This is a genomic window from Halarcobacter sp. (genome assembly GCF_963676935.1).
Lineage (GTDB): Bacteria > Campylobacterota > Campylobacteria > Campylobacterales > Arcobacteraceae > Halarcobacter.
This window is the reverse complement of sequence record NZ_OY781470.1, coordinates 1,561,040-1,585,908: the sequence shown is the minus strand read 5'-3', so window position 1 is coordinate 1,585,908 and position 24,869 is coordinate 1,561,040. Positions and strand designations below refer to the sequence as shown.

Sequence of the window (24,869 nt, the reverse complement as noted above, 5' to 3'; positions counted from 1 at the left end):
CCCAATAATAAGATAAATTTATTAATATTTGGGGAAAATTAAAAGAAAAAATTATGGCATAAATGCTAATTATATAGAAAAAAGCAAAATTAACTGTAATTGCAAATATAAAGTGGAGTTAATAATGAAAGATATATCTTTTTATCAATCATCAATAGGTGAAGAAGAGTTAAGTCAGATTAAGTCAGTATTAGAGCTGAACAAAGATAATAACAAAGTTGTTGAGTTTGAAGACAATATTGCTAACTTTGTAGGTGCAAAATATGCTGTAGCTACTTGTAATGCTACTGCTGCAATCCATTTAGCTTTGAGTGCAATAAAACTTAAAAGAGGGGACAAGATTTTAATGTCTGTTAACTCTTTTGTAAATGTACCTGAAGTTGTTAGACATTTTGATGCAGAGCCAATTTTTATAGATATCAATACAGAAGATATGAATATTGATGTTAATAAGTTTGAAAAAGCACTTGCAGAAAATAAAACAAAAAAATTAAGAGGTGCAATAATTACTTTCGTTGCAGGACAAACTCCTGATCTAGATAGAATTTATGATATTGCAGAAAAATATGGAATCATACTTATAGAAGATGCAACTTGTGCTTTAGGTGTAACTTATAATGATGAAACTGTAGGAAGCTTAAGAGCTGATATGACAATCTTCTCTACAAATCCATCAAATGGTAAATACTCAGTAAGTAGATCTGGTGTTATTGTTACAAACAATGAAGAGATAGCAGAACGAGCAAAACTACTTAGAACACATGCTATTACTACTACATATGATGATTTTGGTAACTTAGATTATATCTATGATGTAGTTGATATTGGTCATAAATATGATATTTCAGAGTTAGATGCTGCATTTTCACTAGCTCAACTTAAAAAAACAAACAAGTTTATCAAAAGAAGAAAAGAGATTGCAAAAATCTATAAAGATAGATTAACTGGAATTAAACATGTAACTATACCATCACACAAAGATGAGCATATTTTTACACACTTTATAATCAAAATCTCTAGAAACAGAGATGCTTTTGCTAGAGCTTTAAGAGAAAGAGGAATTGCAACAGGATTAAACTATATTCCACTTCATCTTTTATCTTATTATAAACACAAATATTCTATTAAAATTACTGAATTTAGTTCAGCATTAACTTCATATCAACAAATATTATCGATACCTATGTATCCAGGTTTAACAGATGAAGAGGTTAATTATATTTGCGATCAAATTATTGAAATAGCTACTGATTGGGTATAACCTTTGAATCAAAAGTTTTTTTTATGGGTTGAAGAATATCTCTTCTTCCCTAACTTCTTTCAACGAATCATCTCTTTTATTTTACTTCCTTTAACTTTTATTTATATGCTTATTATCGCTTTTAAACGAGCTAGTGCAAAAACTATTGACTTTGGTATTCCTATTATCTCTATTGGAAATATTATTGTTGGTGGAAGTGGCAAAACTCCTATGACTATAGAATTAGCTGGAAAATATGATGATGTAGCTGTTATCTTAAGGGGTTATGGAAGAGAATCAAAAGGTTTATTTGTTGTATCAAATAGAGGTAAAATATTAGAAGATGTTAAAACTAGTGGTGATGAAGCAATGTTACTTTCAAACTCCTTGCCAAATGCTACAGTTATTGTAAGTGAAGATAGAAAAAAAGCTATTTTAAAGGCCAAAGAACTGGGTTGTAAAATAGTATTTTTAGATGATGGTTTTTCTAAATATGATATTAAAAAGTTTGATGTATTGATTAGACCAAAAGAGGAACCTACAAATATATTTTGTCTTCCAAGTGGAGGATATAGAGAGCCAAAAATGGCTTATTCTTTTGCTGATTTGGAGATAAAAGAAGGGGTTAATTTTAAAAGAGTGGTTACTTTTGTAAGAGATGGTGCTATTTTAAATGTTTTACCTCTAAAATTACTTTTTTTAACTGCAATATCTAAACCAAAAAGAGTTTTAGAATTTTTACCAAAGGGTACTAAAATGGAAGCTTTTGAAGACCATCATGATTTTACTTTGGAAGAATTGAACACTATTAAAGATAAATATGAGGGATACACTATAGTTACTACTTCAAAAGATTTTGTAAAGTTAGAAAAGTTTAATATGGAAGATATAATTCTGATGGATTTAAAATTGGAGTTTATAAATAGTGCAAACTTTAAACTAATCGATGAATATATTAATCAATATCTTAAACCTTAAATTTTTCAAATAGTTCTGTTTTGTCTTTATCTATTTCAATCTCATTGAAAATCACTCTTCTTTTAAACTTCTCAAAAAGTCTAAATTGGAATAAAATTCCAACAATCCCCAACATAGCTAAATAAATCAAAAGATATTTTAACTCTTTTGTAAAATAGTCAAAGAGCATAGCACTTAAACTTCCTGTTACTATTGCTAAAGATATCATAAAAGAACGCAACATTAAATAATCTTTTAACTCTATTTTTTCATCTTGCATAAAATCAACTGTATGAACTCTTGCAATCTCAAAGGTTATAGCTTGAATTGTAAATATAACTAGTATTAGGTAAGTAAAAAATAAAATAGAATATGAAAAGAAAAAGTAGCTTCCTATTTGAATGATATCCAATAAAATTGTAAATAAATAGATGTTATATATTTTTATATTTTTAAAAAGTGGTTGTATAAATCCATCTAAAGCCCCAACTAACATAAAAAAACTAATCATAAATACAGGTAAATAAGTACCTTCAAGTTTTGTAACAAAAGGGATCAAAGTCCAATCAATATATGTTGTAATAAAAAGTGCGATTGACTGTAACTTCAAAAAGTTACTTGTTTTTATCTCTTTAAATATTGGTAAATAATGTCTGTGTGCCATCTCATAATCTTGTAGTAAAATAAAACGGCGAAGTATACTACAAAATTATGATTTTGCATCAAAATTAAAAGAATATTTTATTTTATAATATGTCCTACAAATTTTGACATATTGTTAAGGATTTTTCCACCTCTTCTAAAGCCTAAACCACAAGCTTCATAGGCATAAAAAACACCTGCTTGATAAGAGTTTCCTTCACTATCTGTTGGAAGTTCTACATACTCTTGATAAATAGCTTTATGACCTTCATAAACACCTTGTGTCTCAACATCAATAGAACCATCTGCATTTATGATTTTAGTATTTGCACCCTCTCGTCCAAAACATCTTTTTTCAACTTGCTTTTTACCCTCTAAAGGCTCAAATGAAGTTTCTAAAAGTAGGGGATGATTTGGGTATAAATCCCATAAGATTTTCATAAAACCTTTTGATTGGAACATCAAAGTATATGCAGGGTTAAAAATGATTGCTTTTTTCTCTTTTACAATTTCTGTTAAAAGTAGTGCAAGTTCATTTTCATCTATAGCTATATCTTCCCAAGGGATAAGTTTAAACCAAAATTCAAAGCTTTCTTCATCTTTGAAAATACCTTCATCACTAAATTGTACATTTTCAATATATTCAAAGTCTGTATTAAATCCAGCTTCAGATGCTATATGTTGAAGAAGTTTAGTTGTATTTATATCTTCACTAGAACTAGAAATAGAAGAGAATAAAATCTTCCAATTTAGTTTTGAGTAATACTCTTCAAATTTTTTTATCTCTGTATCTAAAGTGATGATTCTTTTGAAGTTGTCTTTTAGTCCCTCATATAGATTGTTGAATTGACTAGCTTCTTCATAATTGTTTGCTTTTAACATAGCCCATTGAATAATAGCTGTTTCAAAAAGTGAGGTTGGAGTATCTGCATTAAACTCAATAAGTTTGATAGGTTTTCCATCAATTCCACCAGCTAAATCAAATCTAGAATAAAGATGCCAATGAACATCATTTTCCCAAGATTCTTTTATAACTTCTACAAGGTTAAAAGGTATATTTATATCATGAAATAGATTGTTTTCAATTACATATTCACCAGCTTCACAAAACATATCATATAGCTCATTTACAGCTTCATAATAGGTGTTTGCTTCCTCTTCACTGATTTGTACAATTTCATCAACAACATATGAAGAATTGTCCTCATCTGTATGCCAGACAAAACCTATTGATTCTAAATATTCATCAGTTAGTGGTTGTAGTTTTTCTAGTTTCATTTATCACCCACCAAAGAAAGAACCAGATTTTGAACTACCTGATCTACTTCCAAAAAATCCACTTTTTTTTGTGCTACTAGATGTTGTAGCTGCTTTTTTAAATGAACTTTGAGATTTACTATAAGTTTGTGGTGATTTATATTGTGCTTTTCTTTGATTTTGATAGTTTTGATTACCAAATAGTTTATTACCAATCCAAGAACCAAGCATAGCACCAGCAATAGAAGATAAAAGAACTCCACCAAGACCCATTCCTTCACTCATTTGTGGATTTGTAAGACCTGAAGTTCCTGCATCTATTTTTGCAGCTTCCTCTTTTACTAAAGCATCTATTTCTTCTTGAGAAAGTATTCTTTCTGTTCCATCAGGATTTCTTAAAACAATTGTTGTTTTAGATGCAGGAAATTCATCTGCAATAGAATAAGTGCCATCTGGTGCTTTTTCAATAATCACAAAAGCATTTTGTTTTTGAGTCGCATCAGAAACAGAACCACCTTGCCCTTGATTTTGACCAGATACACCTTTGTTGTCACAACCTGTAAGACCTGTGATTAAAAAAGCACCTAATCCACCGACAAGTGCATAGTTTGATAGTTTTTTAATATGTTTATTTTTATTAGCCAATTTTAAAACCCTTTATATATATTAAAATTAAAAGATTTATCTTACTAAATTGTTTAATAAACTTTGATGAAAGATTTTATTTATTTTTGTAAAAATGGATTTTGTGACATAAACTGTGACGTATTTAATAAAATTATTATTTTTTATAACTTTCTCTTATACTATTTAATGATATTCTTTATATAATAGTTGTTAAAATATATTTGGTTGGGTTATTTTGAAATTATTACACACTTCTGACTGGCACTTAGGTCAAAACTTCATGGGAAAAAGCAGAATTGAAGAGCATCAAGCTTTTTTATCTTGGCTTTTAAATACAATAAAAGAAAATAATATAGATGTATTACTTGTATCAGGAGATATTTTTGATACAGGAACACCACCAAACTATGCACTTGAACTTTACTACAACTTTTTAAAACAACTATCACAAGTAAATAGTTTAAATACTACAATCATCACTGCTGGAAATCATGACTCTGTCTCAACTTTAAAAGCACCAAAGCAACTACTTGAAGCACTAAATGTACATGTAATAGTAAATGGTGATGAAAATGAAAACATAATCATCCCTATAAAAGAGGGCGATACTACTAAAGCGGTAGTTTGTGCAGTACCATTTTTAAGAGATAGCGTCATAAGACAATCACTTGGCGGTGAGACAGTAAGTGACAAAGAAAAATTAGCAAACAATGGTATCAAAGCTTACTATGAAAAAGCCTACAACAAAGCAAAAGAATTAGACTCAAATACACCTATTATAGCTATGGGACACTTGACTACAGTTGGTAGTAGAAGTAGTGAAAGTGAAAGAGATATTTATATAGGTGGAACACTTGATATTGGTGGGGATTATTTAGCTAGTATGTTTGACTATGTAGCTTTAGGACACTTACATATCAATCAAACTGTAGGAAATGAACATGTAAGATATTCTGGCTCTCCAATACCACTTAGTTTTTCTGAATCAAAAAACACTCAAAAGGTAAATCTAGTAACTATAGGGAAAAATGTAGAAGTAGAAGAATTAGAAATCCCTTTAAAAAGAAAGCTTCAAGTTATCAAAGGTGATTTGGAAACTATAAAAAAAGAGCTAAAAGCTATCGAAGATAAAACAACATGGATAGAAGTTCATATAAAAGATGACAACCCAATGTTTGCAAATACTAAGATAAGAGAGTTAGCCACAAAACTAGAGCTAACAATCCTAGCTGTTAAAATAGAAAAAAGCGAAAAGCAATTAAGAGCAAAAGAGTTAAAAGCTATAAGCCTAGATGAACTAAGTGTGCAAGAGGTCTTTGAAAAAAGATTAGAGTTAGAAGAGATAGAAAATAAAGAGTTTAAAGAACAGTTATCTCAAACTTTTAAAGAAGTAGTCTCAAATCTTCATCAAGAGGAACAAATCTAATGAAGATACTAAAAGTAAGACTACAAAATATAAACTCCCTAAAAGGTGAGTTTGAAATAGACTTTCAAGAGTTTCTAAAAGATGAATCTCTTTTTGCCATAACAGGACCAACTGGAGCAGGGAAAAGTACAATCCTAGATGTAATCACTTGTGCTTTATATGGAAGAACAGCCAGACTAACAAACCCAAATGACCTGATGAGCAGACACACAGGCGAGTGTTTATGTGAAGTGGAGTTTGAAATCAAAGGCAAAGTCTATAGAAGTTCTTGGGCGCAAAAAAGAGCAAGAAAAAATCCAAATGGAAATTTCCAATCTGCAAAGATGGAGATAGTTGAACTAGACACAAATAAAATACTAGAATCGTACCTTTCAAAAGTACCAAAGGTAGTAGAAGAAATCTCAGGGCTTGATTTTGATAGATTTGTTCAATCTATGATGTTAGCCCAAGGAAGTTTTGATGCCTTTTTAAAAGCTAAAGAAAACGAACGTTCAAATCTTTTAGAAAAAATCACTGGAACATATATCTACAAACAGATCTCACAAAGTATCTATGAAACATACTCACACAAGAAAAAAGAGATAGAAGCAGATGAGATAGCATTAGGAAGTATAGAATTACTAGAGCCAAACATAGTAGAAGAAAAAACAAAACAACTAGAAACAAACAAAAAAGAAAAACAAGAACTAGATAAAAAAGAAACCGAACTAAAAAAACTATCAAATTATCTAGAAACACTTGATAAACTAGAAGTTGATAGTCTAAAATACAACCAAGAGTTCGAGCAAATAAGCAAAGAAAAAGAGAACAATAAAGAGCAATTTACAAAGCTTGAATTAGCAAACAAAGCCATAAGAATACAAGCACTAAACCAAGAGAAAAACCAACTAATAAATACAATCACAAATGATAAACAAAGCTTAGAATCTTTGCAAAAAGAAGACAAAGAGTTAAAAGAACAAATCCAAACAAAAGAGCAAGAGTTCAAACTCTCAAAACAAAGCCTTGAAAAAGAGCAAACAACATACAATGAAAACTATAAAAAACTAAAAGAACTAAGAACTATAAAAACACAAAGTGATGGTAAAAACCAACTTTTCATAGAAAAAAGCAAAAAAATCTCACAACACCTACAAGAGTTAGCAAAGCATTTTGAGATAGCTTTTGAAACACTTTTAAATGACGAATCACAAATAGACAATCTATACAAAAACTTCTCATCAAATCTAGACACAAAAAAAGAGCAGTTAGAAACTCTAATAGAACAATACAAAGCACTAGAAACCAAAACAAAAGATATAAACCAAAAAGAGCAAAACACAAGAGCCAAATTAAAAGAGATAGAGGTACTTCTAAAAGCCCTAAGTGATTATGAAACACTACAAGAGCAAATCACACAAGAACAAAACAAGATAAAAGAATACAACGTTCAAATAGAATCACAAACAAAACTAAACCAAGAAAAAACAAAACTAATAAACCAAATAAACGAAACTCTAAACTCACTAAAACAAACAAGAGAAAAAGAGCTTCTTATCAAAAACTACGAGCAAGATAGAGCTAAACTAAAAGATGGGCAAGAGTGCTTTTTATGTGGCTCAAAAGAGCATCCATATATAAACCACTCTTTAAATATTGACATAGACAAAACGACAGCTAAAATAAAAGAGCAAGAAAGTTATCTACAAGAGCAAAACAGTGAACTAAACAACGCTCAAATAAACCTAGCAAAACTTAGCTCAAAACTTGAAAGCTCAAACCTAGAAATACAAAAACAACAAACTACAAAAGAGCAAATAGAAGAGTTTTTTAAAACAAACGATTTCAAAGTACAAGAAGACTCAAAAGCCACACTACAAGAGCAAATGCAATTTTGCGAAAACGAGCTAAAAGAGTATGTTGCTTTAAGAGAGCAAAAAGAGTCTTTACAAGTAAAAAAAGAGTCTCTACAAGCATCTTTAAATAAAGAGCTACAAAAACAACAGCAGATAAATACAAGTATAAACACTATAAAAGAGTTAAAAGAGGAACAATCAAAACTAAAAGAAGAGATAACAAAGCTTCAAATCCAAAGCAAAAATATCTTAGACATAGAAGATTTAGACTTTTTTGAGAAAAATATCCAAGAGAGTTTAGACACTGTTTCAAAACAATATAACAGTTTACAAAACCATCTTTCAAGCCTAAAATCAAAAGATGAATCTCTATCAAAACAGATAATTCAACTAAACAAAAAACAAGAAGATGATAAACAAAACCTTGTAATCATAAAAGAGAAGTTTGAAAAAGCTTTAGTAGAGTATGGCTTCAATTCACAAGACGAGTTTGAAAAAGCAAACTTACCAAAAGAGGAGTTTGAAACCCTAACAAATCTATGCAAAACCATAGAAGAGAAATACACACAAATACAAACTCTAAAAACAGATACAAACAAAAAACTAAAGGAACACAAACTCTTAGAAAAAGAGATAAACCCTACAAATCAAAATAAAGATGATATAAACAAAGAGTTACAAAACCTACAAAGCACAATAGATCAACTACAAGAAACCATAGGAAGTATCTCAAAAGAGTTAGAGATAAATACCCAAAATATAAAAAAATCAGAAGACAAAATAAAACAACTTGAAAAGAAAAAACAAGCCTTCCAAGTATGGGTAAAACTAAATGAAATGATAGGCTCAAGCCAAGGGGATAAATTCGCCAAATTTGCCCAAGGTATAACCCTAGACCAACTAATCTACCTAGCAAACAAACACCTAGAAATACTAAGCCCAAGATATGAACTCCAAAGAAACACAGAATCAAACAAACTCTTAGATATAGAGATAATTGACGGCTTCCAAGGAGATGTGGTAAGAGGTGTAAACACACTCTCAGGGGGAGAAAGCTTCATAGTAAGTCTATCTTTAGCCTTAGGACTATCAAGCCTAGCAAGCCAAAAGATAAGTATAGATTCACTTTTCCTAGATGAGGGGTTTGGAACACTAGATAGCGATAGTTTAGAACTAGCACTAAATGCACTAAATCAACTACAAAGTAGTGGAAAAATGGTAGGTGTGATTTCCCATGTGGAAGCACTAAAAGAGAGAATTCCATTGCAGATAAAGGTTGAGCCTAAAGGTGATGGGACGAGTGTGTTGAATATAAATTAGAATATAAGGATTTAAATGAAAATATTAGAATTTGGTGTAAATAACTTTAGAGGCATATCAGGTGGAATAGAAAATAATTTAATTGATTTTAATAATACAAACACAATTTTTTTATTTGGACAAAATAATGTTGGTAAGTCAACATTTTTAAAATCTTATGAATTTTTCTTTTCAAACCAAAAACCTACCATTGATGACTTTTTTAAAAAATTAGAAGGAACTAAAATTGAATTTGTTTTTATGTTTGAACTTGATGAACTTGATTTTAGTAGAATTGAAAGTAATGCTCCGGGAAAATCTAAATCTTTAAAAGATAAATGGCTAAAGAATAATTGTCTTAAAATAAGAAGGATATATGAGTTGTCATTACAAGGTAAAATTGAGAATGTAAAAAATTATACTTTAAATAATGATAATGAAAATTGGGAATATCCAGAGGAAAATGATTGGAAAGAAAAAAATTATGGAGGAATAGGTTTAGATGGTGTATTTCAATCATTATTGCCACGACCAATTTTTATTAAAGCAATGCCTTCTGAAACAGAAGTTGAAGATATAATAAATTCTATACTTGCAGATAAATTAACAAAAGGTTTAAAGGATTCTGAAAGAGAAGAATTAAAAAAAGCACAGCAAACAATTAAAGATTTACAAGATAAATTGTATAACCCAAAAGCAATAAAAAAATATAAAAAAGATGTTAATGAACATTTTGCAGATTTATTTCCGAATATTAAAATTGAATTAACTGAAAAAGATAAAGTAGTTTGGTCAGAAAGTAAGTTTGGTAAAAAATTTAGTATACATTTTAATAAATTAAAAGAAGATGGAAAACTAGATTCATCAGTTCCTAATAGTTATGATAAAGTAGGTCATGGTGCTATAAGAACTGCAATATTTACACTATTATTAATGAGAGATATCGCTGAAGAATTCAAAAGAGAAGAAAATAGAAAAGATTATCTAGTTCTATTTGAGGAGCCTGAACTATTTTTACATCCAAGATTAATGAAAGAACTAAGAACTTTAATTTATAAAGTTACAGAAGATAAATTTCCATATCAAGTTTTATGTGCATCTCATTCCCCTCAAATGATAGATATTTCAAAACCAAAATCTTCATTAATAAGAATGATAAATAATGAATTAGGTACTAAACTATTTCAAATTAATGATAAATATTTGTCAGATGTAAAAGAGATTTCAGTATCACAACTAAAAGATGAAATGAATGAAGTTTTAAGATTTAATCCTTTTATTTGTGAATCTTTTTATGCTGATGAAGTAATTTTAATTGAAGGTCCTACAGAAGAAATTATTCTAAGAGGTTATTTTTCTGAAGTAGATTGTAAAAAAGATATTTTTATTGTAAATTGTGGAACAGTTAATAATATTCCATTTTACCAAAAAGTTTTTTCTAAATTTAATATTAAATATCATGTTATTTGTGATACAGACTCTAGTGTACAAGAAGGTGTTGATCAATATTCTAATCCTATATTTACATCAGGAATTCAAAAAACTATTTATGAACAAATAAAATTAGATTCAGACAATACAGACTTAAATGTAGGTATCTTAAGAGTCCATAATACTACCTTTGAACCTGCTCATCAAGATAATTCTGTTGAAGAGTTATTAAGATTACCAAGATATACAGGTTCACATGGAAAACCGTATTTTGCTAATAAATACTGGAAAGAAATATTAAGTTGTAATTTAGAACATGATAGTATAGATACTGTTCCAATACTTAAATACTTAAAAGAAATTAGTGAACATTAATATGAATATCTCTAAATCCCTCTACACAAAAGGTATCCAATGCTCCAAAGCACTTTAGCTTAAAAAATATAAGCCAAGAATAGAAAATAATATAAGGATAAAAATTTGTTAAAAAGTTACGAATTAATTGAAAAAATAAAAAATAATGTATTATTAGTAAAAAATCTTAAGGATGAAAAGTTAATAGTAAAAGTATATCCAAAAAATAGTAATGAATATTCTACAATTTATCTTCATGAGATAAAAGCTTTAGAAAAGCTAGTTCATAAAAATGTAGTGAAAATTGAAAGTTCAGAGGAAGATGAAGCTTATTATTATTTATTATTTAAGTATATTCAAGGTGAAACTATTTCTTCTGCATTTAGGAATTTAAATAATGATAGAAAAAAATATAGTTTTTTAAAAACTATAAATAAAATATTGGATGCATTAAATTATATTCATTTGAATAATTACACTCATAATGATTTAAAGCCAAATAATATTATAGTAAATTACAACAAAGAACCTTTTTTATTAGATTTTGGGACAGCAACTATTTCAAATACTATCACTAAATCAGTAAGTGAATTATCATTATGGTATGCGAGTCCTGAACAGAAGAATAATCTAGATGTAGATTTACGTTCAGATTTTTATTCTTTGGGTGTTACAATAATTGAAACTTTAGTAGAAGAACAATTATTTGATAAATTCATTGAAAAGAAAATATCTCTAGATGAGTTAATAAATAGTATAGATTTTTTTGCAGATGGTAAAAATGAAGAATTAATAAATATTCTAAAACAAATGACTTATGAAGATAGAAGCTATAGGTTTGACAATGCTAAAGAAATTATCACTCGTATAAACAATATTTTGAGTTTCTTTAATTTTGAAAATGAATATGAGTTAAACCTTAGTGAAACAGTAAAAAGTCAATTAATTGAAGACTATAATAAATCTCCTTGGGATATATTAGAATTTATAAATGAGAAACTTAATAATGAAATCAAATATGTAGAATATGGTAAAGATCAAGAAGACAGGGATCAAGTAAAAATTTGTACTAATGATTTAGTATTTTATTGTGGCATTAAAAGTAATGATCACTTTTATGTTTTTAGATATTCTCAAAGAGTACCAGATTCGATTAAACAAAATGGACATATATTAGAAGATAAATTTATATTATCAGAAGGACGTCCTTTATCTAAATATAATTCAACTGATGAATTAATTGATAAGCTAATTAGATTAGATAAAAAAGAAACAAGAGAAAAAGAAGAAAGAAAAGAAAAAAAAGATTTTTTAACAAAAACAGAACAGCAGTTAAAAATTGAAAGAGCAATTCTAGATAAAAAGAATATTTCATTATATGCATATACCAAAAACATAAAGAAGGCAAAAAAAGAGTTTACAGCAAAAGTCATTAATCAATCAAATATTAAGATTAAAAAAGAGCATTTAAAAAGTACAATAGAAGAAAAATTTGTACATAAACTATTTGATGATGGTTTTATTGATGATCCTAATAATCAAGATTTACTGGAGTTATTAAATAGTTTGATTGAAAACTTCTTTTTTGAAAATAATAAAAATGATATAGCAAAAAAACTTTCAATCATTCAAAAAAAAGAACAAAAAGTTGTAAAGAATATATTAATTTCAAGATATGAAGAAATTAAAAGTAATATGAAAAAACTTGAATTTAATGCAAGTTTATTATTCTTTATGTATCCAGAGTATTTAATTAAGCAAAAAGAAGAGGATGATTTTTTTGAACAAAATGATGATGTAATAGTTGAGGGAGTAAATAAAAAAAATAAGTTTAATTCACAATGTTATGTACAAAACACAAATGTTATAAAAAAAGAAATAAATTTAAAACATGATAAAGAAATATCAAAAATACCAGATGAAATAAAAATATCTTTTGATTATGCTCGTAGTAGTGGAGTATTAAATAAGCAAGAATATTCAATAAAGGATTTAAAAAGCAATAATACGATTATTGATAACTTACTGGGTAAGATTTCTAATCCAAACTCTCTTGCACCCAAAAGAGAAATTCCTAAAATAGATAGAGAGTTTCTAATTAATAAAAGATTAGATGAAAATCAAAAAGAAGCAGTTGAAAAGGCTCTTAGTTTAGAAATGGGTGAATACCTTGTTATTCAAGGACCTCCAGGAACAGGTAAAACTACAGTAATAACAGAAATAATTCAACAAATTTTGAAAAGAAATAAGTTAGCTAAAATTTTGGTTACTTCACAATCTAATCAAGCAGTAGATAATGTATTGGAAAAAATATGTAAAGATGAAAATAAAATTGTTAGATTTGGTAATGATAAAAGTAAATTTTCTGATACAGCACTAAAATATCATGAAGAATCAGTTTTTTATAGTTATTTACAAGAAATTAAAAAAAGGTTGGAAAGTGATAATACAAATTACTTTTTAAAAGGAGAAAAATTAGACTCTATTCATAAAAGATGGAAAAGTACTATACTTCAAGGTGATGATGAGTTAAAAACACTTTTATTTAAAAAAATAAGAGTAATTTTTGGAACTTTAGTTGGAATAAGTAGTTGGCAAGATTTTAGAAGTATAGAGTTTGATTATATTATTGTTGATGAAGCAGGTAGAGCAACTTTGCCTGAGTTGATGATACCACTTAGAAAAGCAAAAAAATTTATTTTAGTAGGAGATCATAATCAATTGCCACCAATTGTTGATGATACTGTTCTATCAAAAATGACTGATTACAATAAAAAAGATTTAGAAACAACACTATTTGAAGAATTATATGAAAAAATAGAGCATAATGATTTTAAACATTTTTTAAAATATAATTATCGTTCACATTCAAGTATTGCTAAATTGTACAGTGAAGTATTCTATTCTGGAAATATTGAAACTAAAGATGATTTAGTTAGAGAACATCAGCTAGGCTTTGAAAAGAAAGTTTATTTATATAATACTTCAAATATTGAAGATAGATTTGATAAACAAAGAGGTACGGGGAAAATTAATGATGCAAATAAAAAAGTTATTATAAAAATTTTAGAAGAACTTCAATTAAATGCAACAAAATATGATAAATATAAATCTGTAGGAATTATTACACCTTATTTGGTTCAACGGGATAATTTACGAACTTCTATTGGACAATTAAAATCAAAATTTGATAAATTAGACATTGCCATTAACTCAGTAGATGCATTTCAAGGAAGTGATAGGGATATAATTATTTATGATATGGTACGAAGTCAATCTGACTCAAGAGTAAATATAGAGTTTATTGCTGATGAGAAGAGGTTAAATGTTGCCCTTTCAAGAACAAAAGAGTTATTGTTTTTAGTTGGAGATGCAAATTTTATTTATAGTTGTAATTTAAAAGAAGGCGATAATCCATTTAAAAAAATTATTGAATTGATTAATCAAAATAAAGATTACTATGAAATTAAAGAGGTGACGGATGAATAATATACAAAATACTATAGAGTATAAGGAAATACTTGCAAGAAAATATTATGAGTATTATCTTGATGAAAAATATGAACTGTATGATATTCAAGAGTTTTATTATCCTTATTTTAAAATCACGTGTAATTGTATTTTTAGAGAAAAAACAAAATTATCAATAATAGAAGAGATTTTTTTAAGTGCTATAAAAGAGGGTATAAATGATTTAAATGAACTTGAGAGTTTTTTAGCTCTAGACAAAGAAGTCTTTGAAGAATTAGCTGCACGCTTACATATCGATAAACTATTTGTAGAAACACCTATTTTAACTTTAACAGATGCAGGTATTAAAGTACTAAATGATAGTGGAATACTTACAACTCAAGAAGATGATAAATATGTACTTTTAGATGCTATTTTAGGTACTCCTATTTCTATAGATATGACAGACGAACGAAAAAAAGATAAATCTAAAAATAAAAATAATTTAAGAGTACAAATCCCATATCCCAAAACTGAAACATTGGATAAAAATGTTAATAATAAAGCATTGCAGACAGTATTATTTGAAAGTATAAAAAGTACAAATAATAAAGAGAAAGAGATATATGAAATAAAAGAAATATTAGATACATATAAATTTCATAAAAAATATTATGCACTTTTTTTTAAGAATGAAAATAATCCTAAAAAAGTATTGATTTTAAATAATGGTGAACCTAATGATGAACTAACTAATATAGTTAGTGATTTTGAACAAAAAGGAAAGAATTTATTTGATTTATCAAAACTTGCTAAGGAAGAACATAACGAACTATTAAACGATAAAACTATAAAAGAGTATTCTGAAATAGATAACTTAGATAATGGTACTCAATTAAGTACATATGAACATCCTAAGTTCTTTGATTATGCATTTAAGTATTCAAAAAAAGAAGTTGTAATAGTTTCTCCTTGGATTAGGTGGGAAGTTATAAAAGAAAAAAAAGTATTTATAGAAAATGCTTTAAGAAGAAATGTAAAAATTACTTTTAATTATGGTATGGGTAAAAGAGAAGATTTAGATTTAAAATCAAAAAATTTTTTTGATGAAATGAGAAGTAAATATAATAATTTACTGGTTTATACTACACGTAATGAAAAAGATCATTCCAAAATATTAATTTGTGATAGAGATTGGATGATTACAACAAGTTTTAATTGGACATCCTTTAAAGGAGATATAAATCGAGAAGAAAGGAAAGAAAAAGGTACATTTTTAAATGATAGAAGTGAAATTTTAAAAAATATTGAAGAATATTCAAATGAACCTATCTAAATCCCTATACACAAAAGGCATCCAATGCCCCAAAGCACTTTGGCTTAAAAAATACAAGCCAAGTGTCTTAACACCACCAGATGAACAAGCACAGGCTATATTTGAAACTGGAAATGTAGTAGGAGACTTAGCTTGCCAACTTTTCCCTGATGGTAGAGAAGTGCCATACACTACAAAGTATGATGAGATGATAACTACTACAAAAGAGTGGATGGAAGAGGGTGTATCAAATATCTACGAAGCTACTTTTAACTATGAGGGCATACTTATCATGGTTGATATTTTAACTGTAGAAAGTGATGCTGTATCTATCTATGAGGTTAAAAGCTCAACTGAAGTAAAAGATATATATCTTCATGATGTATCTATTCAGTATTATGTTTTAGAAAACTTAGGCTTTAGTATAAAAAGTGCAAATGTAGTACATATAAACAACGAATATGTAAGAGGTGAGTCTTTAGAGTTAGAGAAGCTTTTTAAGATAGTTGATGTCACAAGTGAAGTGCAAAGTTTACAGTCAAATATCCCAAGCATATTAAAAGAGTTTGAAACTTATCTAGAAGATAAACTAAATGAGCCAGATATAGATATAGGAAAACATTGTAACAAACCTTATGAGTGTGATGCTAAAAACTATTGTTGGAAGTGTCAGCGAGATATACCTGAGTATTCTATCTTTAATATTTTCAATCTAGGAAGTAAAAAGCAAGTAGAATTATACAATCAAGGTATCATAGATATAGAAGATATTCCAGAAGATTTTGATATGACTGCAAATCAAGCTCAAGCAGTAGAAAACTACAAATCAAAAGCAAGCTATATAGACAAAGAAAATATCAAAGCCTTTTTAGAAAACCTCACATACCCAATCTATCACTTAGACTTTGAAACCTACCAACAAGCCATACCACAATACAAAGGAATAAAACCCTTCGAGCAAATCCCTTTTCAATATTCACTTCATATTGAGTATGAAGATGGAACTTTAGAGCATAAAGAGTATTTGAGCAAGGATAGCGTAGATAGTAGATATGAGTTAGCATTAAAACTATGTAAAGATATCCCAAGTGATGTTACAGTATTAGCTTACAATATGAGTTTTGAAAAAGGTGTGATAAAAAGACTAGCAAACCTTTTCCCTGACTTAAGCTCACACCTACTAGCCATAAATGAAAATATGCAAGACCTAATGGTACCTTTCCAAAAGAAATGGTACGTAACACCAAGTATGCAAGGAAGTTACTCTATAAAGTATGTACTTCCAGCACTTGTACCAGAATTTGAAAAAGCTTACAAAGAGTTAGATGGTGTACAAAATGGAAGCCAAGCTATGAATACCTTTGCAAATCTTAGTAAACTTGATGAGGTAAGTAAAGAGAAAATGAGAACTTCACTTTTAGAGTATTGTAATCTTGATACTTTGGCTATGGTGAAGATATTGGAAAAGTTAAAGGGTATAAAGTGATATTAAAAGAGATTGATAAACAAAAAGAAGAAGATATTAAACTTTTAAAAGAAAAGCTAAATTTATCAAAAAATGAAAAGCAAAAATATTTAATAAAACAAGAACTATCCAAATTAGAAACTGGTTTAATTGGAGAAAAAGAGACAGCTTATTTTATAGATTTTAATTTAAAAGATAGTGAAAATTATATAATTATTCATGATTTAAGACTTGAAATAGATGGTTTAACTGCACAAATAGACCATTTGCTTATAAATAAAGCAATAGGAATAATACTACTTGAAACTAAAAATACAAAAGCAGAAGTTACTATAAATGACGATGGAACTATGTTATATAAATATGGAAAAAATAAGAGTTATAATCAAGCAAATCCTTTAGAACAATCTAAAAGACATGAGCTAGTTTTAGAAAAGATCCTAGATAAATACAACATGAAGTTAAATATTTTATCTTATGTAGTATTTTTACCAAATGTAATTATAAAAAATAAAACTCTTCCAAAAAACTTTTTAAGATCAGATACTTTTTATGATTCTATTTATAATGAATTTGCACATAGTCCTAAAAAGGTATTAACAGTTGCCGCAAAAATAATTATAAACAAAATACCATCAACAAAAGAGATTAAAAATATAGGGAATATTTTAGTATCAGAACATAAACCTGTAAATATTGATTATAACACTAAGTATAAAATAAAAAATGATATAGAAGAAAAAGTAGAAGAAGTTATTATTGAAAATAGTATTTACAATGAAAAAAATATGAAAAAATTTAAAAATATTAAAAACTCAAAAAAATATATGGGAAATGAAATGTTAAGTTTTGTTTGTATTAGTTGTGGAAAAGAACAACGAAAAGGATTGAAAACTTTTAGTGAGAAAGAGGTTTTTTGTAATCATTGTAAAATGTAATATATTAAAATAAAAATATTTTTTAATATCATTATTATTGATGATTTTTTAGGTATAAAAAACCAAGCTTAAACTCAATAGTCTTATATTGATTAATTAACTTTATAAAGTGCTTTATCGTCAAGATATTTAAAAAGTTGAAAAGTGTATAAGTATTATATATCCTAAGATACTATAATTAAAATAACTGAAATTTTCAACTTACATTTTTAGGTAATGTTTTTATAATCTTGTTTTACTATAGTGCAAATATTATATTATGCTTTATATGGAGAAAATATGAATGATAAAAAAATACCATTATCAGTATTAGATTTAATTCCAGTAGGTGAGGGCTTCACCATACCTCAAGCTATTGAAAACAGCACAAAACTTGCCCAAGGGGTTGAGGAGTTTGGATTTACTCGTTATTGGGTGGCTGAACATCACAATTTCCCAGGAATAGCCAGTGCTGCTACTTCTGTTATCTTAAGTTATATTGGGTCACAAACTAAGAATATAAGAATAGGTTCGGGTGGGATTATGTTACCTAATCATTCCCCTTTAGTTATTGCAGAGCAATTTGGTACCTTAGAGTCTTTATATCCAAATAGAATAGATTTAGGACTAGGTAGAGCTCCTGGTACTGATAGACAAACAATGATGGCATTAAGACGAGATATTAATAATGACGATTTTCCTTCGATGCTTCAATACTTACAATACTATTTATCTGACGAAGCAGGAAAAAAAGGGATAAAAGCAATACCTGGATTCGGATTAGATATTCCTATTTGGTTACTTGGTTCTAGCACCTTTAGTGCACAATTAGCTGCCCAAAAAGGTTTACCTTTTGTTTTTGCTTCGCATTTCGCACCTGATTTGATGGATGATGCTATAAGAATATATAATGAAAACTTTAAACCATCTGCTCAACTAAAAGAGCCTTATGTAATGGTTTGTATCAATATTGTATGTGCCAATACAAATGAAGAAGCTCAATATTTAGCTACAACAGAACTTCAAAAATTTCTTTATCTTCATAGAGGAGACAATAAACAATTACCACAACCGACAGAAGATATGAATAGCTTATGGGAAGAGTGGGAAGAACGAGGTATAAGACACAAGACAAGAGAATCTATCTGGGGAACACAAGAATATGTTAAAGAAAGAATTGAACGTCTTATTGAAAGAACTGGTGCAAATGAAATCATGGTAAACTCAATGATACATGATCCAGACAAAAGAATAAAATCATATGAACTTATCTCAAAAGTTTGGTTTTCTAAATGAAGACAATATTGAATTAACAGTAGAAGAAATAAAAAAGAGATTTATCTAATAGATGAAGCTAAACATAAAATAGGAAAATCCTATTTTATGACATTGGAGTTTGTATTGTTTTTTCGTAGTTTTCTATAACCTCTAAGTTTTGAAGTTGAATTACTTTATGTAGATTAACCGCATCTATAACCCACCAGATAAATAATCCCAATAAAATAATATACCCTATAAGTATAAAAACAGTAATAGCCCCAATTAATCCTAGAACTGGGTATAACCACCATTTTTCCATCCCAGCATATAATCTGTGAATACCTAACCAACCAAGAAACCACCAAAGTAAATAAGCTAGAACAACACTTTTTTGTTCTGTTTTTGCTTTTTCTAATCCAAAGTCTGTTGCCACTATTATCATCCTTTTTTTTTAATAAATTAAATTATAAATTATAAAGATTATATCAAATTATTTATTAGATTCTTTTGCTTGATTAATTTTATTTAAAACTCTTTTTATATATATTTAAAACTGTATCTAAAAGTGCAGCTATTACTGGACCTAAGATAATACCTACAGGACCAAAGGTTATTATTCCACCAAGTATTGATACAAGTATCACTAGATCAGGTAGTTTCGCATCATTTCCAACAATCCAAGGTCTTAGAAGATTATCTACTAAGCCCACTACTATTATTCCCCATATAGCAAGAGCAATTCCCCATCCAATACTACCTGTTATCAATAAGTAGATTACAGCAGGTAACCAAACTATAGGTGCACCCAATCCTGGAACAGCAGAAAGAAGAAAAACTACACTTCCCCAAAATACTGGTCCATTAAGTCCTATAACCCAGAAACTTAAAGAAATCAATAGACCTTGAATAAATCCAATTATAATTATACCTTTTAGTGATGCCTTAGTTACCATAAGTCCACGATTCATAAGTTCTTCATAATCATTTTTTGAAAGAGGCACTAAAGAAGAGAGAGAATCTAGCAGTTTTTGTCCATTTATTAAAAAATAAAATATTGCATAAAACATAATAAATAAACTCATAAGAAATCCCGCAGTTCCTTTTGTTGCACTAGATAAACTTGATACTAGCCAACTTCCTATTGTACTAGTTGCATCAGAAGCTTTTTTAAGAAGAGTCTCATTTATAGAATCAAACTTATCTTGTAATGGTATCCAACTAGGTAATTGTTCACTTAGTGAGAACTTCTCATCTAAAATCTCTTTTACTATAGGAGTTGTTTTTTCACTAAATTGTATCGCTTCATTTGTTACCATGCCTGTAAGTATTGTCAATGGTAAACCTACAGCCAAAATTGATATTATTAGTACAGTAGATGCTGCCAAAGCAGATTTGTTTTTCACATATAAAAGAATTTTGTTATAAAAAGGATACAATATACCTGCAAAGATTGCAGCAAGTACAAGAGCTATTAGAAACTCTTTAATCATTCCAATAAAACCCATAAGAACTGTAAACAACAATATTAATATAAAAGCTTGTTGAAATTTATTGTGTTTTTTGCCTTTCATTATTAGGCTCCTTAGGTATTGTATAACTGTTATAAAAAATAAATATACCTATTTTCTAATTAAATTTTGTAATAAAAATCATTTAATTTTTTATATAATAACTTTTCAAGACTTTTAAATAAATTTAAAAATTGATATAATCCCTCTATGATTATTTTAGATTTTGAAACAAATACAATGAATCCTCAAGATGTGATAGAAGCTGCTGCTGTAAAACTAGAGTTTATAGATGGTGATTATAAAGTTACAGACAAATTTCATAGATATTATCTTTCACGATATCCTGTTAATCCTTACTCTTATGAGGTTCATAGACTTACACCTGAAAAGATTATTGCACATAGAGATGGGGCTAGTTATAGTTCATATTTTAACGAAGATGAAGAGTTTATTGAGTTTTGTTATGGTGTTAAAACTCTCATAGCTCACAATATAAACTTTGAGCTTAGACATCTTGATAGACTTGTTAAGTTTGAAAATCATTTTTGTACGATGAAAGAAAACAAACATATAGTAAAAGCTTTAAATAAAAATGGCAATATCAAAAATCCAAAACTGGATGAGACTTGTATCTTTTATGGAATTGAGTTTGACCCATTTTCTTATCATAGTGCTACTTATGATGTAAGTAAAACTTACGAGATACTTAAGTGTATGGATAAAAAAGTTTCCTAAAAAATAATTATTCTCTATATAAAGCCCAATAAACCGAACTTCTTAGAAAAAATTAAATAACTATAAAGTACAAAAGTTGTAAAATTAAGTAACTAAAAAGAAAGGTTCTTTTGGAAAAAAAAGACTTATTAAATAGAGTATTTCTTGTTGTTGTTTTTATTATTTTTGAATTGGTACTTTTATATGAAATAGGGGTTTTCTATGATGATGAAAGTAACAAAATTTTAAAACAAAGTTTAAAAAAAGTAGAAACTCAATATAAAACTATAAATAAGTCACTTAACAATTTAGCTGATAGTACTTTTATTGGTTTTATTGATAGACCTGATATAAAAGAAGCTTTTAAAGATAGAGATAGAGAAAAGTTATTTAATTTATTAAATGACACCTACAAATATCTTTCATCTTTAGGATTTAAGCAAGTTCATTTTCATCTACCAGATAATACTTCATTTTTAAGAATGCACAAACCAGAAAAGTATGGAGACAATCTTAGTTCTTTTAGATATTCAGTTGAATATGTTAATAGATTTAAAAAAAGTATTCATGGTCTTGAGACAGGAAGAGTACTCCCTGGTATGAGAAATGTTTATCCAATATTTTTAAATGAAAATTATATTGGAAGTGTAGAGATGTCTTTTGGTATAGAAAAAGTTGAAAATGAAATTGAGAAAATATATACTGATATTTATACACACTTTTTAATAAAAAAGGACAAGTTTGATAAAACAGTATTTGATGAATATAAAGTTTATTATAAAGACAGTATTGAAAATCAAGAATATGTACAATTAAAAAGAGTAGCCAATAAAGATTTTTTTGAAGCTATTAATTTCAACAAACAGTTTTTAGAAAATATTCAATTAAATATGAAAGAAAAAGTTGCTTTCAATCTAGACCTTGCTTTGGGTCATTCTTATAAAGAGCAGATAAAACATAAACATTATGTGGTTTCATTTTTACCAATATTAAATGTAAAAGAAGACAACACTATGTATTTTGTCTTTTATGAATATAACAATAGTTTGAAAGTAATAGAAAGTCATAGATTAAACAAAAAAATACTATTTTCAATTTTATTAATTGGAATATTTTTATTTATTTATCAAATGATGAGAAATAGAGAAATCACATTAAAAGCAAAAAGATATATTGAAAAAGAGAAAGCAAAATATAAAGATTTGATGAGTATAGCATCAGATGGTATACATATTATGGATACCAATGGGAATGTTTATGAGGCAAATAAATCTTTTGCTAAGATGCTAGGTTATAATTCAAAAGAGATTTTAAGTCTAAATGTACGAGATTTTGAAGCTAAATTTACTGAGGAAGAAATACCTAAAAAAATAAATAAACTACTAGAAATGCCACAAACTTTCAACACTGAACATAGAAGAAAAGATGGTACAGTTTTTGATGTTCAAGTAAGTGCAAAGAAAGTAGAGATTGATGGAGAAATATATTTATATGCTTCAACAAGAGATATTACAGAAGAGAGAAATGAGTATAAAAAATTAGAAAAATTTATTGAATTACAAGATAATATTGTAATCATAACAAACTCAAAACAATTAAGTTTTGCAAATAAAAAATTCTTTCAGTTTACAGGTTTTAAAACTTTAGATAATTTTAATAAAAACTTTCAATGTATATGTGATTTATTTGTTGAAAACGATAGGTTTTTTCATCTTGGAAAATTAAAAGAAAATGAAAATTGGATTGAACATATTGAAAAACTTCCACACTCAAAAAGAGTAGTGGGAATATTGATGTATGATTACAACCTTCATGCATTTGCTGTAACTGTAAATAAATTTGAAGATAATCTATATATTTTAAGTTTTACAGATATTACACAAACAATGTTAAATCATATAGAATTAGAAGATAAAACTATTCATGATAAATTAACAAGTGCATACAATAGAGAGTATTTTGAACAACACACTCCTGATATCATAAAATCATTTGTTGTTGATGGGTTTTCATTGGGAATTGCCTTTTTAGACATCGATCATTTTAAAAGAGTTAATGATACATTTGGGCATGATGTTGGAGATGAAGTTTTAATTCATTTTGTAAAAACAATACAAAAATATTCAAGAGAAAATGATATTTTGATTAGATGGGGTGGAGAAGAGTTTATTTTGTTTCTTAGAGTTAACTCAAAAGAGGGGCTTGAAAAAGCTTTAGAACATTTAAGAAAAGTTATTGAGTTAGAGATATTTCCTGTTATTGAAAATATTACTTGTTCTATAGGTGCCTCAGTTTATAAAGAAGATGAAGATATTTACCAAACTATCAAAAGAGCAGATGAAGCTGTTTATGTAGCAAAAAACAATGGAAGAAATAGAGTAGAGATAAATTAACTCTACTCTGTTTGAAAAACATTTTTAGGATAAAACATTCTAAATAATATAACTGCTAAAAAAATTAATAAATATATTTTTATTGATAATTCAAAGTTAAATATAAAACAAACAGCTAAATAAATTATTGCAGTTAAACTCATCCAAAAAACAATTAATGATATAAAGATAAAACCTATAATAAACAGTGTACCTATAGTATTTTTACTCATTTTAATTCCTTTATGATAGCTTGTATCTGTCTTCTGTGAATAAAGGTATGCATAAACATAAATACACTCCAATCATAATTGTTAAAATTTATAAACCACGGATGTCTTTTTTTCATTTTAGATTGTTTTTTAGGAAGTTGTTTTATAAAATCTAAATAAGTATTGTAAAATATTTCAAACTCTGTATATTCATCTACAATGTTTTTACTTGGCTTTACATTCTCTATTTTTACATCTTCTATGAAGTTTTCTTCTTTTGATAGAGTTTCAATGATACTTTTTACTAAACTTCCGGCAATAACTAAATGTTCTAAAACCATATTAATTGAAAACTGTCTAGTATGGTCTTCAATAGCGAAAACTCTATCAATAATCACCTTTTGAGTAAGTTTTTCTTTTTCTACATTTGATACTATCTTTTTTATAATATTCAATTCTCTTTTTAATAAAAAAGTGGACATATTCCAAGTTAAAAGTATTCTTATACTTGGTACTAAAATACTTCTTATAAAAAGTCTTTCTATTTGGGGAAGACCAGCTCCTGGTTTTTGTAATTTCATTTTT

The 24,869-nt window shown here is 27.6% G+C and carries 19 protein-coding genes; 12 read left to right on the top strand and 7 right to left on the bottom strand.

The annotated features are described in order from the left end of the window. Positions 1–124: 124 nt before the first annotated feature. Together ACKU4C_RS07715 and ACKU4C_RS07710 are read left to right on the top strand one after the other, a co-directional pair. Positions 125–1,261: a DegT/DnrJ/EryC1/StrS aminotransferase family protein gene (locus ACKU4C_RS07715; protein WP_321311105.1), complete on the top strand. Its 1,137-nt coding sequence runs from the start codon at positions 125–127 to the stop codon at positions 1,259–1,261. Positions 1,262–1,264: 3 nt separating this feature from the next. Beyond that, complete coding sequence (locus ACKU4C_RS07710) at positions 1,265–2,218, top strand: tetraacyldisaccharide 4'-kinase (protein WP_321311103.1); 954 nt, start codon at positions 1,265–1,267, stop codon at positions 2,216–2,218. Here the strand turns inward: ACKU4C_RS07710 and ACKU4C_RS07705 are convergent. From ACKU4C_RS07705 to ACKU4C_RS07695, 3 genes are all read right to left on the bottom strand, one after another. Then, positions 2,208–2,861 carry a hypothetical protein gene (locus ACKU4C_RS07705; RefSeq protein ID WP_321311101.1) on the bottom strand — a complete coding sequence of 218 codons (654 nt, stop codon included), beginning with the start codon at positions 2,859–2,861 and terminating at the stop codon, positions 2,208–2,210. The genes ACKU4C_RS07710 and ACKU4C_RS07705 overlap by 11 nt on opposite strands. Positions 2,862–2,938: 77 nt before the next feature. Next, positions 2,939–4,117 carry a glutathionylspermidine synthase family protein gene (locus tag ACKU4C_RS07700; protein ID WP_321311099.1) on the bottom strand — a complete coding sequence of 393 codons (1,179 nt, stop codon included), beginning with the start codon at positions 4,115–4,117 and terminating at the stop codon, positions 2,939–2,941. Between the two features lie 3 nt (positions 4,118–4,120). After that, on the bottom strand, positions 4,121–4,741 hold the full coding sequence (locus ACKU4C_RS07695) for a UPF0323 family lipoprotein (protein ID WP_321311097.1): 621 nt from the start codon (positions 4,739–4,741) through the stop codon (positions 4,121–4,123). Positions 4,742–4,958: 217 nt separating this feature from the next. Between ACKU4C_RS07695 and ACKU4C_RS07690 the strand changes: the two genes are divergently transcribed. From ACKU4C_RS07690 to ACKU4C_RS07655, 8 genes are all read left to right on the top strand, one after another. Beyond that, on the top strand, positions 4,959–6,149 hold the full coding sequence (locus ACKU4C_RS07690; protein ID WP_321311096.1) for an exonuclease SbcCD subunit D C-terminal domain-containing protein: 1,191 nt from the start codon (positions 4,959–4,961) through the stop codon (positions 6,147–6,149). Beyond that, on the top strand, positions 6,149–9,304 hold the full coding sequence (locus tag ACKU4C_RS07685; protein WP_321311094.1) for an SbcC/MukB-like Walker B domain-containing protein: 3,156 nt from the start codon (positions 6,149–6,151) through the stop codon (positions 9,302–9,304). Before ACKU4C_RS07690 ends, ACKU4C_RS07685 begins: the two co-directional genes overlap by 1 nt. A 15-nt stretch (positions 9,305–9,319) precedes the next feature. Next, entirely contained in the window at positions 9,320–11,089 is a 1,770-nt protein-coding gene (locus tag ACKU4C_RS07680; RefSeq protein ID WP_321311091.1) for an AAA family ATPase, read from the top strand. A gap of 105 nt (positions 11,090–11,194) precedes the next feature. Continuing rightward, positions 11,195–14,557, top strand: a complete 3,363-nt coding sequence (locus ACKU4C_RS07675) for an AAA domain-containing protein (protein ID WP_321311090.1) — start codon at positions 11,195–11,197, stop codon at positions 14,555–14,557. Then, the gene (locus ACKU4C_RS07670) at positions 14,550–15,854 is read left to right on the top strand and encodes a hypothetical protein (protein WP_321311088.1); all 1,305 of its coding nucleotides are present in this window, start codon (positions 14,550–14,552) and stop codon (positions 15,852–15,854) included. The genes ACKU4C_RS07675 and ACKU4C_RS07670 overlap by 8 nt, the downstream gene beginning before the upstream one ends. Then, positions 15,841–17,319, top strand: coding sequence for a DUF2779 domain-containing protein (locus ACKU4C_RS07665; protein ID WP_321311087.1), 1,479 nt, complete (start codon positions 15,841–15,843; stop codon positions 17,317–17,319). The genes ACKU4C_RS07670 and ACKU4C_RS07665 overlap by 14 nt, the downstream gene beginning before the upstream one ends. After that, a complete protein-coding gene (locus ACKU4C_RS07660; protein WP_321311084.1) occupies positions 17,316–18,236 on the top strand; it encodes a nuclease-related domain-containing protein in 921 nt (306 codons plus the stop codon). Before ACKU4C_RS07665 ends, ACKU4C_RS07660 begins: the two co-directional genes overlap by 4 nt. 279 nt (positions 18,237–18,515) lie before the next feature. Continuing rightward, positions 18,516–19,511 carry an LLM class flavin-dependent oxidoreductase gene (locus ACKU4C_RS07655; protein ID WP_321311082.1) on the top strand — a complete coding sequence of 332 codons (996 nt, stop codon included), beginning with the start codon at positions 18,516–18,518 and terminating at the stop codon, positions 19,509–19,511. Positions 19,512–19,596: 85 nt separating this feature from the next. Here the strand turns inward: ACKU4C_RS07655 and ACKU4C_RS07650 are convergent, their stop codons facing one another. Beyond that, positions 19,597–19,908 carry a TM2 domain-containing protein gene (locus ACKU4C_RS07650; protein ID WP_321311080.1) on the bottom strand — a complete coding sequence of 104 codons (312 nt, stop codon included), beginning with the start codon at positions 19,906–19,908 and terminating at the stop codon, positions 19,597–19,599. Between the two features lie 88 nt (positions 19,909–19,996). Continuing rightward, positions 19,997–21,046 carry an AI-2E family transporter gene (locus ACKU4C_RS07645; RefSeq protein ID WP_321311078.1) on the bottom strand — a complete coding sequence of 350 codons (1,050 nt, stop codon included), beginning with the start codon at positions 21,044–21,046 and terminating at the stop codon, positions 19,997–19,999. A 147-nt stretch (positions 21,047–21,193) separates the two neighbouring features. On the opposite strand from ACKU4C_RS07645, the gene ACKU4C_RS07640 reads away from it, so the two are divergent. Continuing rightward, positions 21,194–21,721 carry a 3'-5' exonuclease gene (locus ACKU4C_RS07640; RefSeq protein WP_321311076.1) on the top strand — a complete coding sequence of 176 codons (528 nt, stop codon included), beginning with the start codon at positions 21,194–21,196 and terminating at the stop codon, positions 21,719–21,721. 110 nt (positions 21,722–21,831) lie between these two features. Further along, on the top strand, positions 21,832–24,093 hold the full coding sequence (locus tag ACKU4C_RS07635) for a diguanylate cyclase (protein ID WP_321311075.1): 2,262 nt from the start codon (positions 21,832–21,834) through the stop codon (positions 24,091–24,093). Positions 24,094–24,095: 2 nt separating this feature from the next. Here the strand turns inward: ACKU4C_RS07635 and ACKU4C_RS07630 are convergent, their stop codons facing one another. Both ACKU4C_RS07630 and ACKU4C_RS07625 read right to left on the bottom strand, forming a co-directional pair. Then, positions 24,096–24,305 carry a hypothetical protein gene (locus tag ACKU4C_RS07630; RefSeq protein WP_321311073.1) on the bottom strand — a complete coding sequence of 70 codons (210 nt, stop codon included), beginning with the start codon at positions 24,303–24,305 and terminating at the stop codon, positions 24,096–24,098. Then, a complete protein-coding gene (locus ACKU4C_RS07625; protein ID WP_321311071.1) occupies positions 24,302–24,865 on the bottom strand; it encodes a hypothetical protein in 564 nt (187 codons plus the stop codon). Before ACKU4C_RS07625 ends, ACKU4C_RS07630 begins: the two co-directional genes overlap by 4 nt. Between the last annotated feature and the right edge of the window lie 4 nt (positions 24,866–24,869).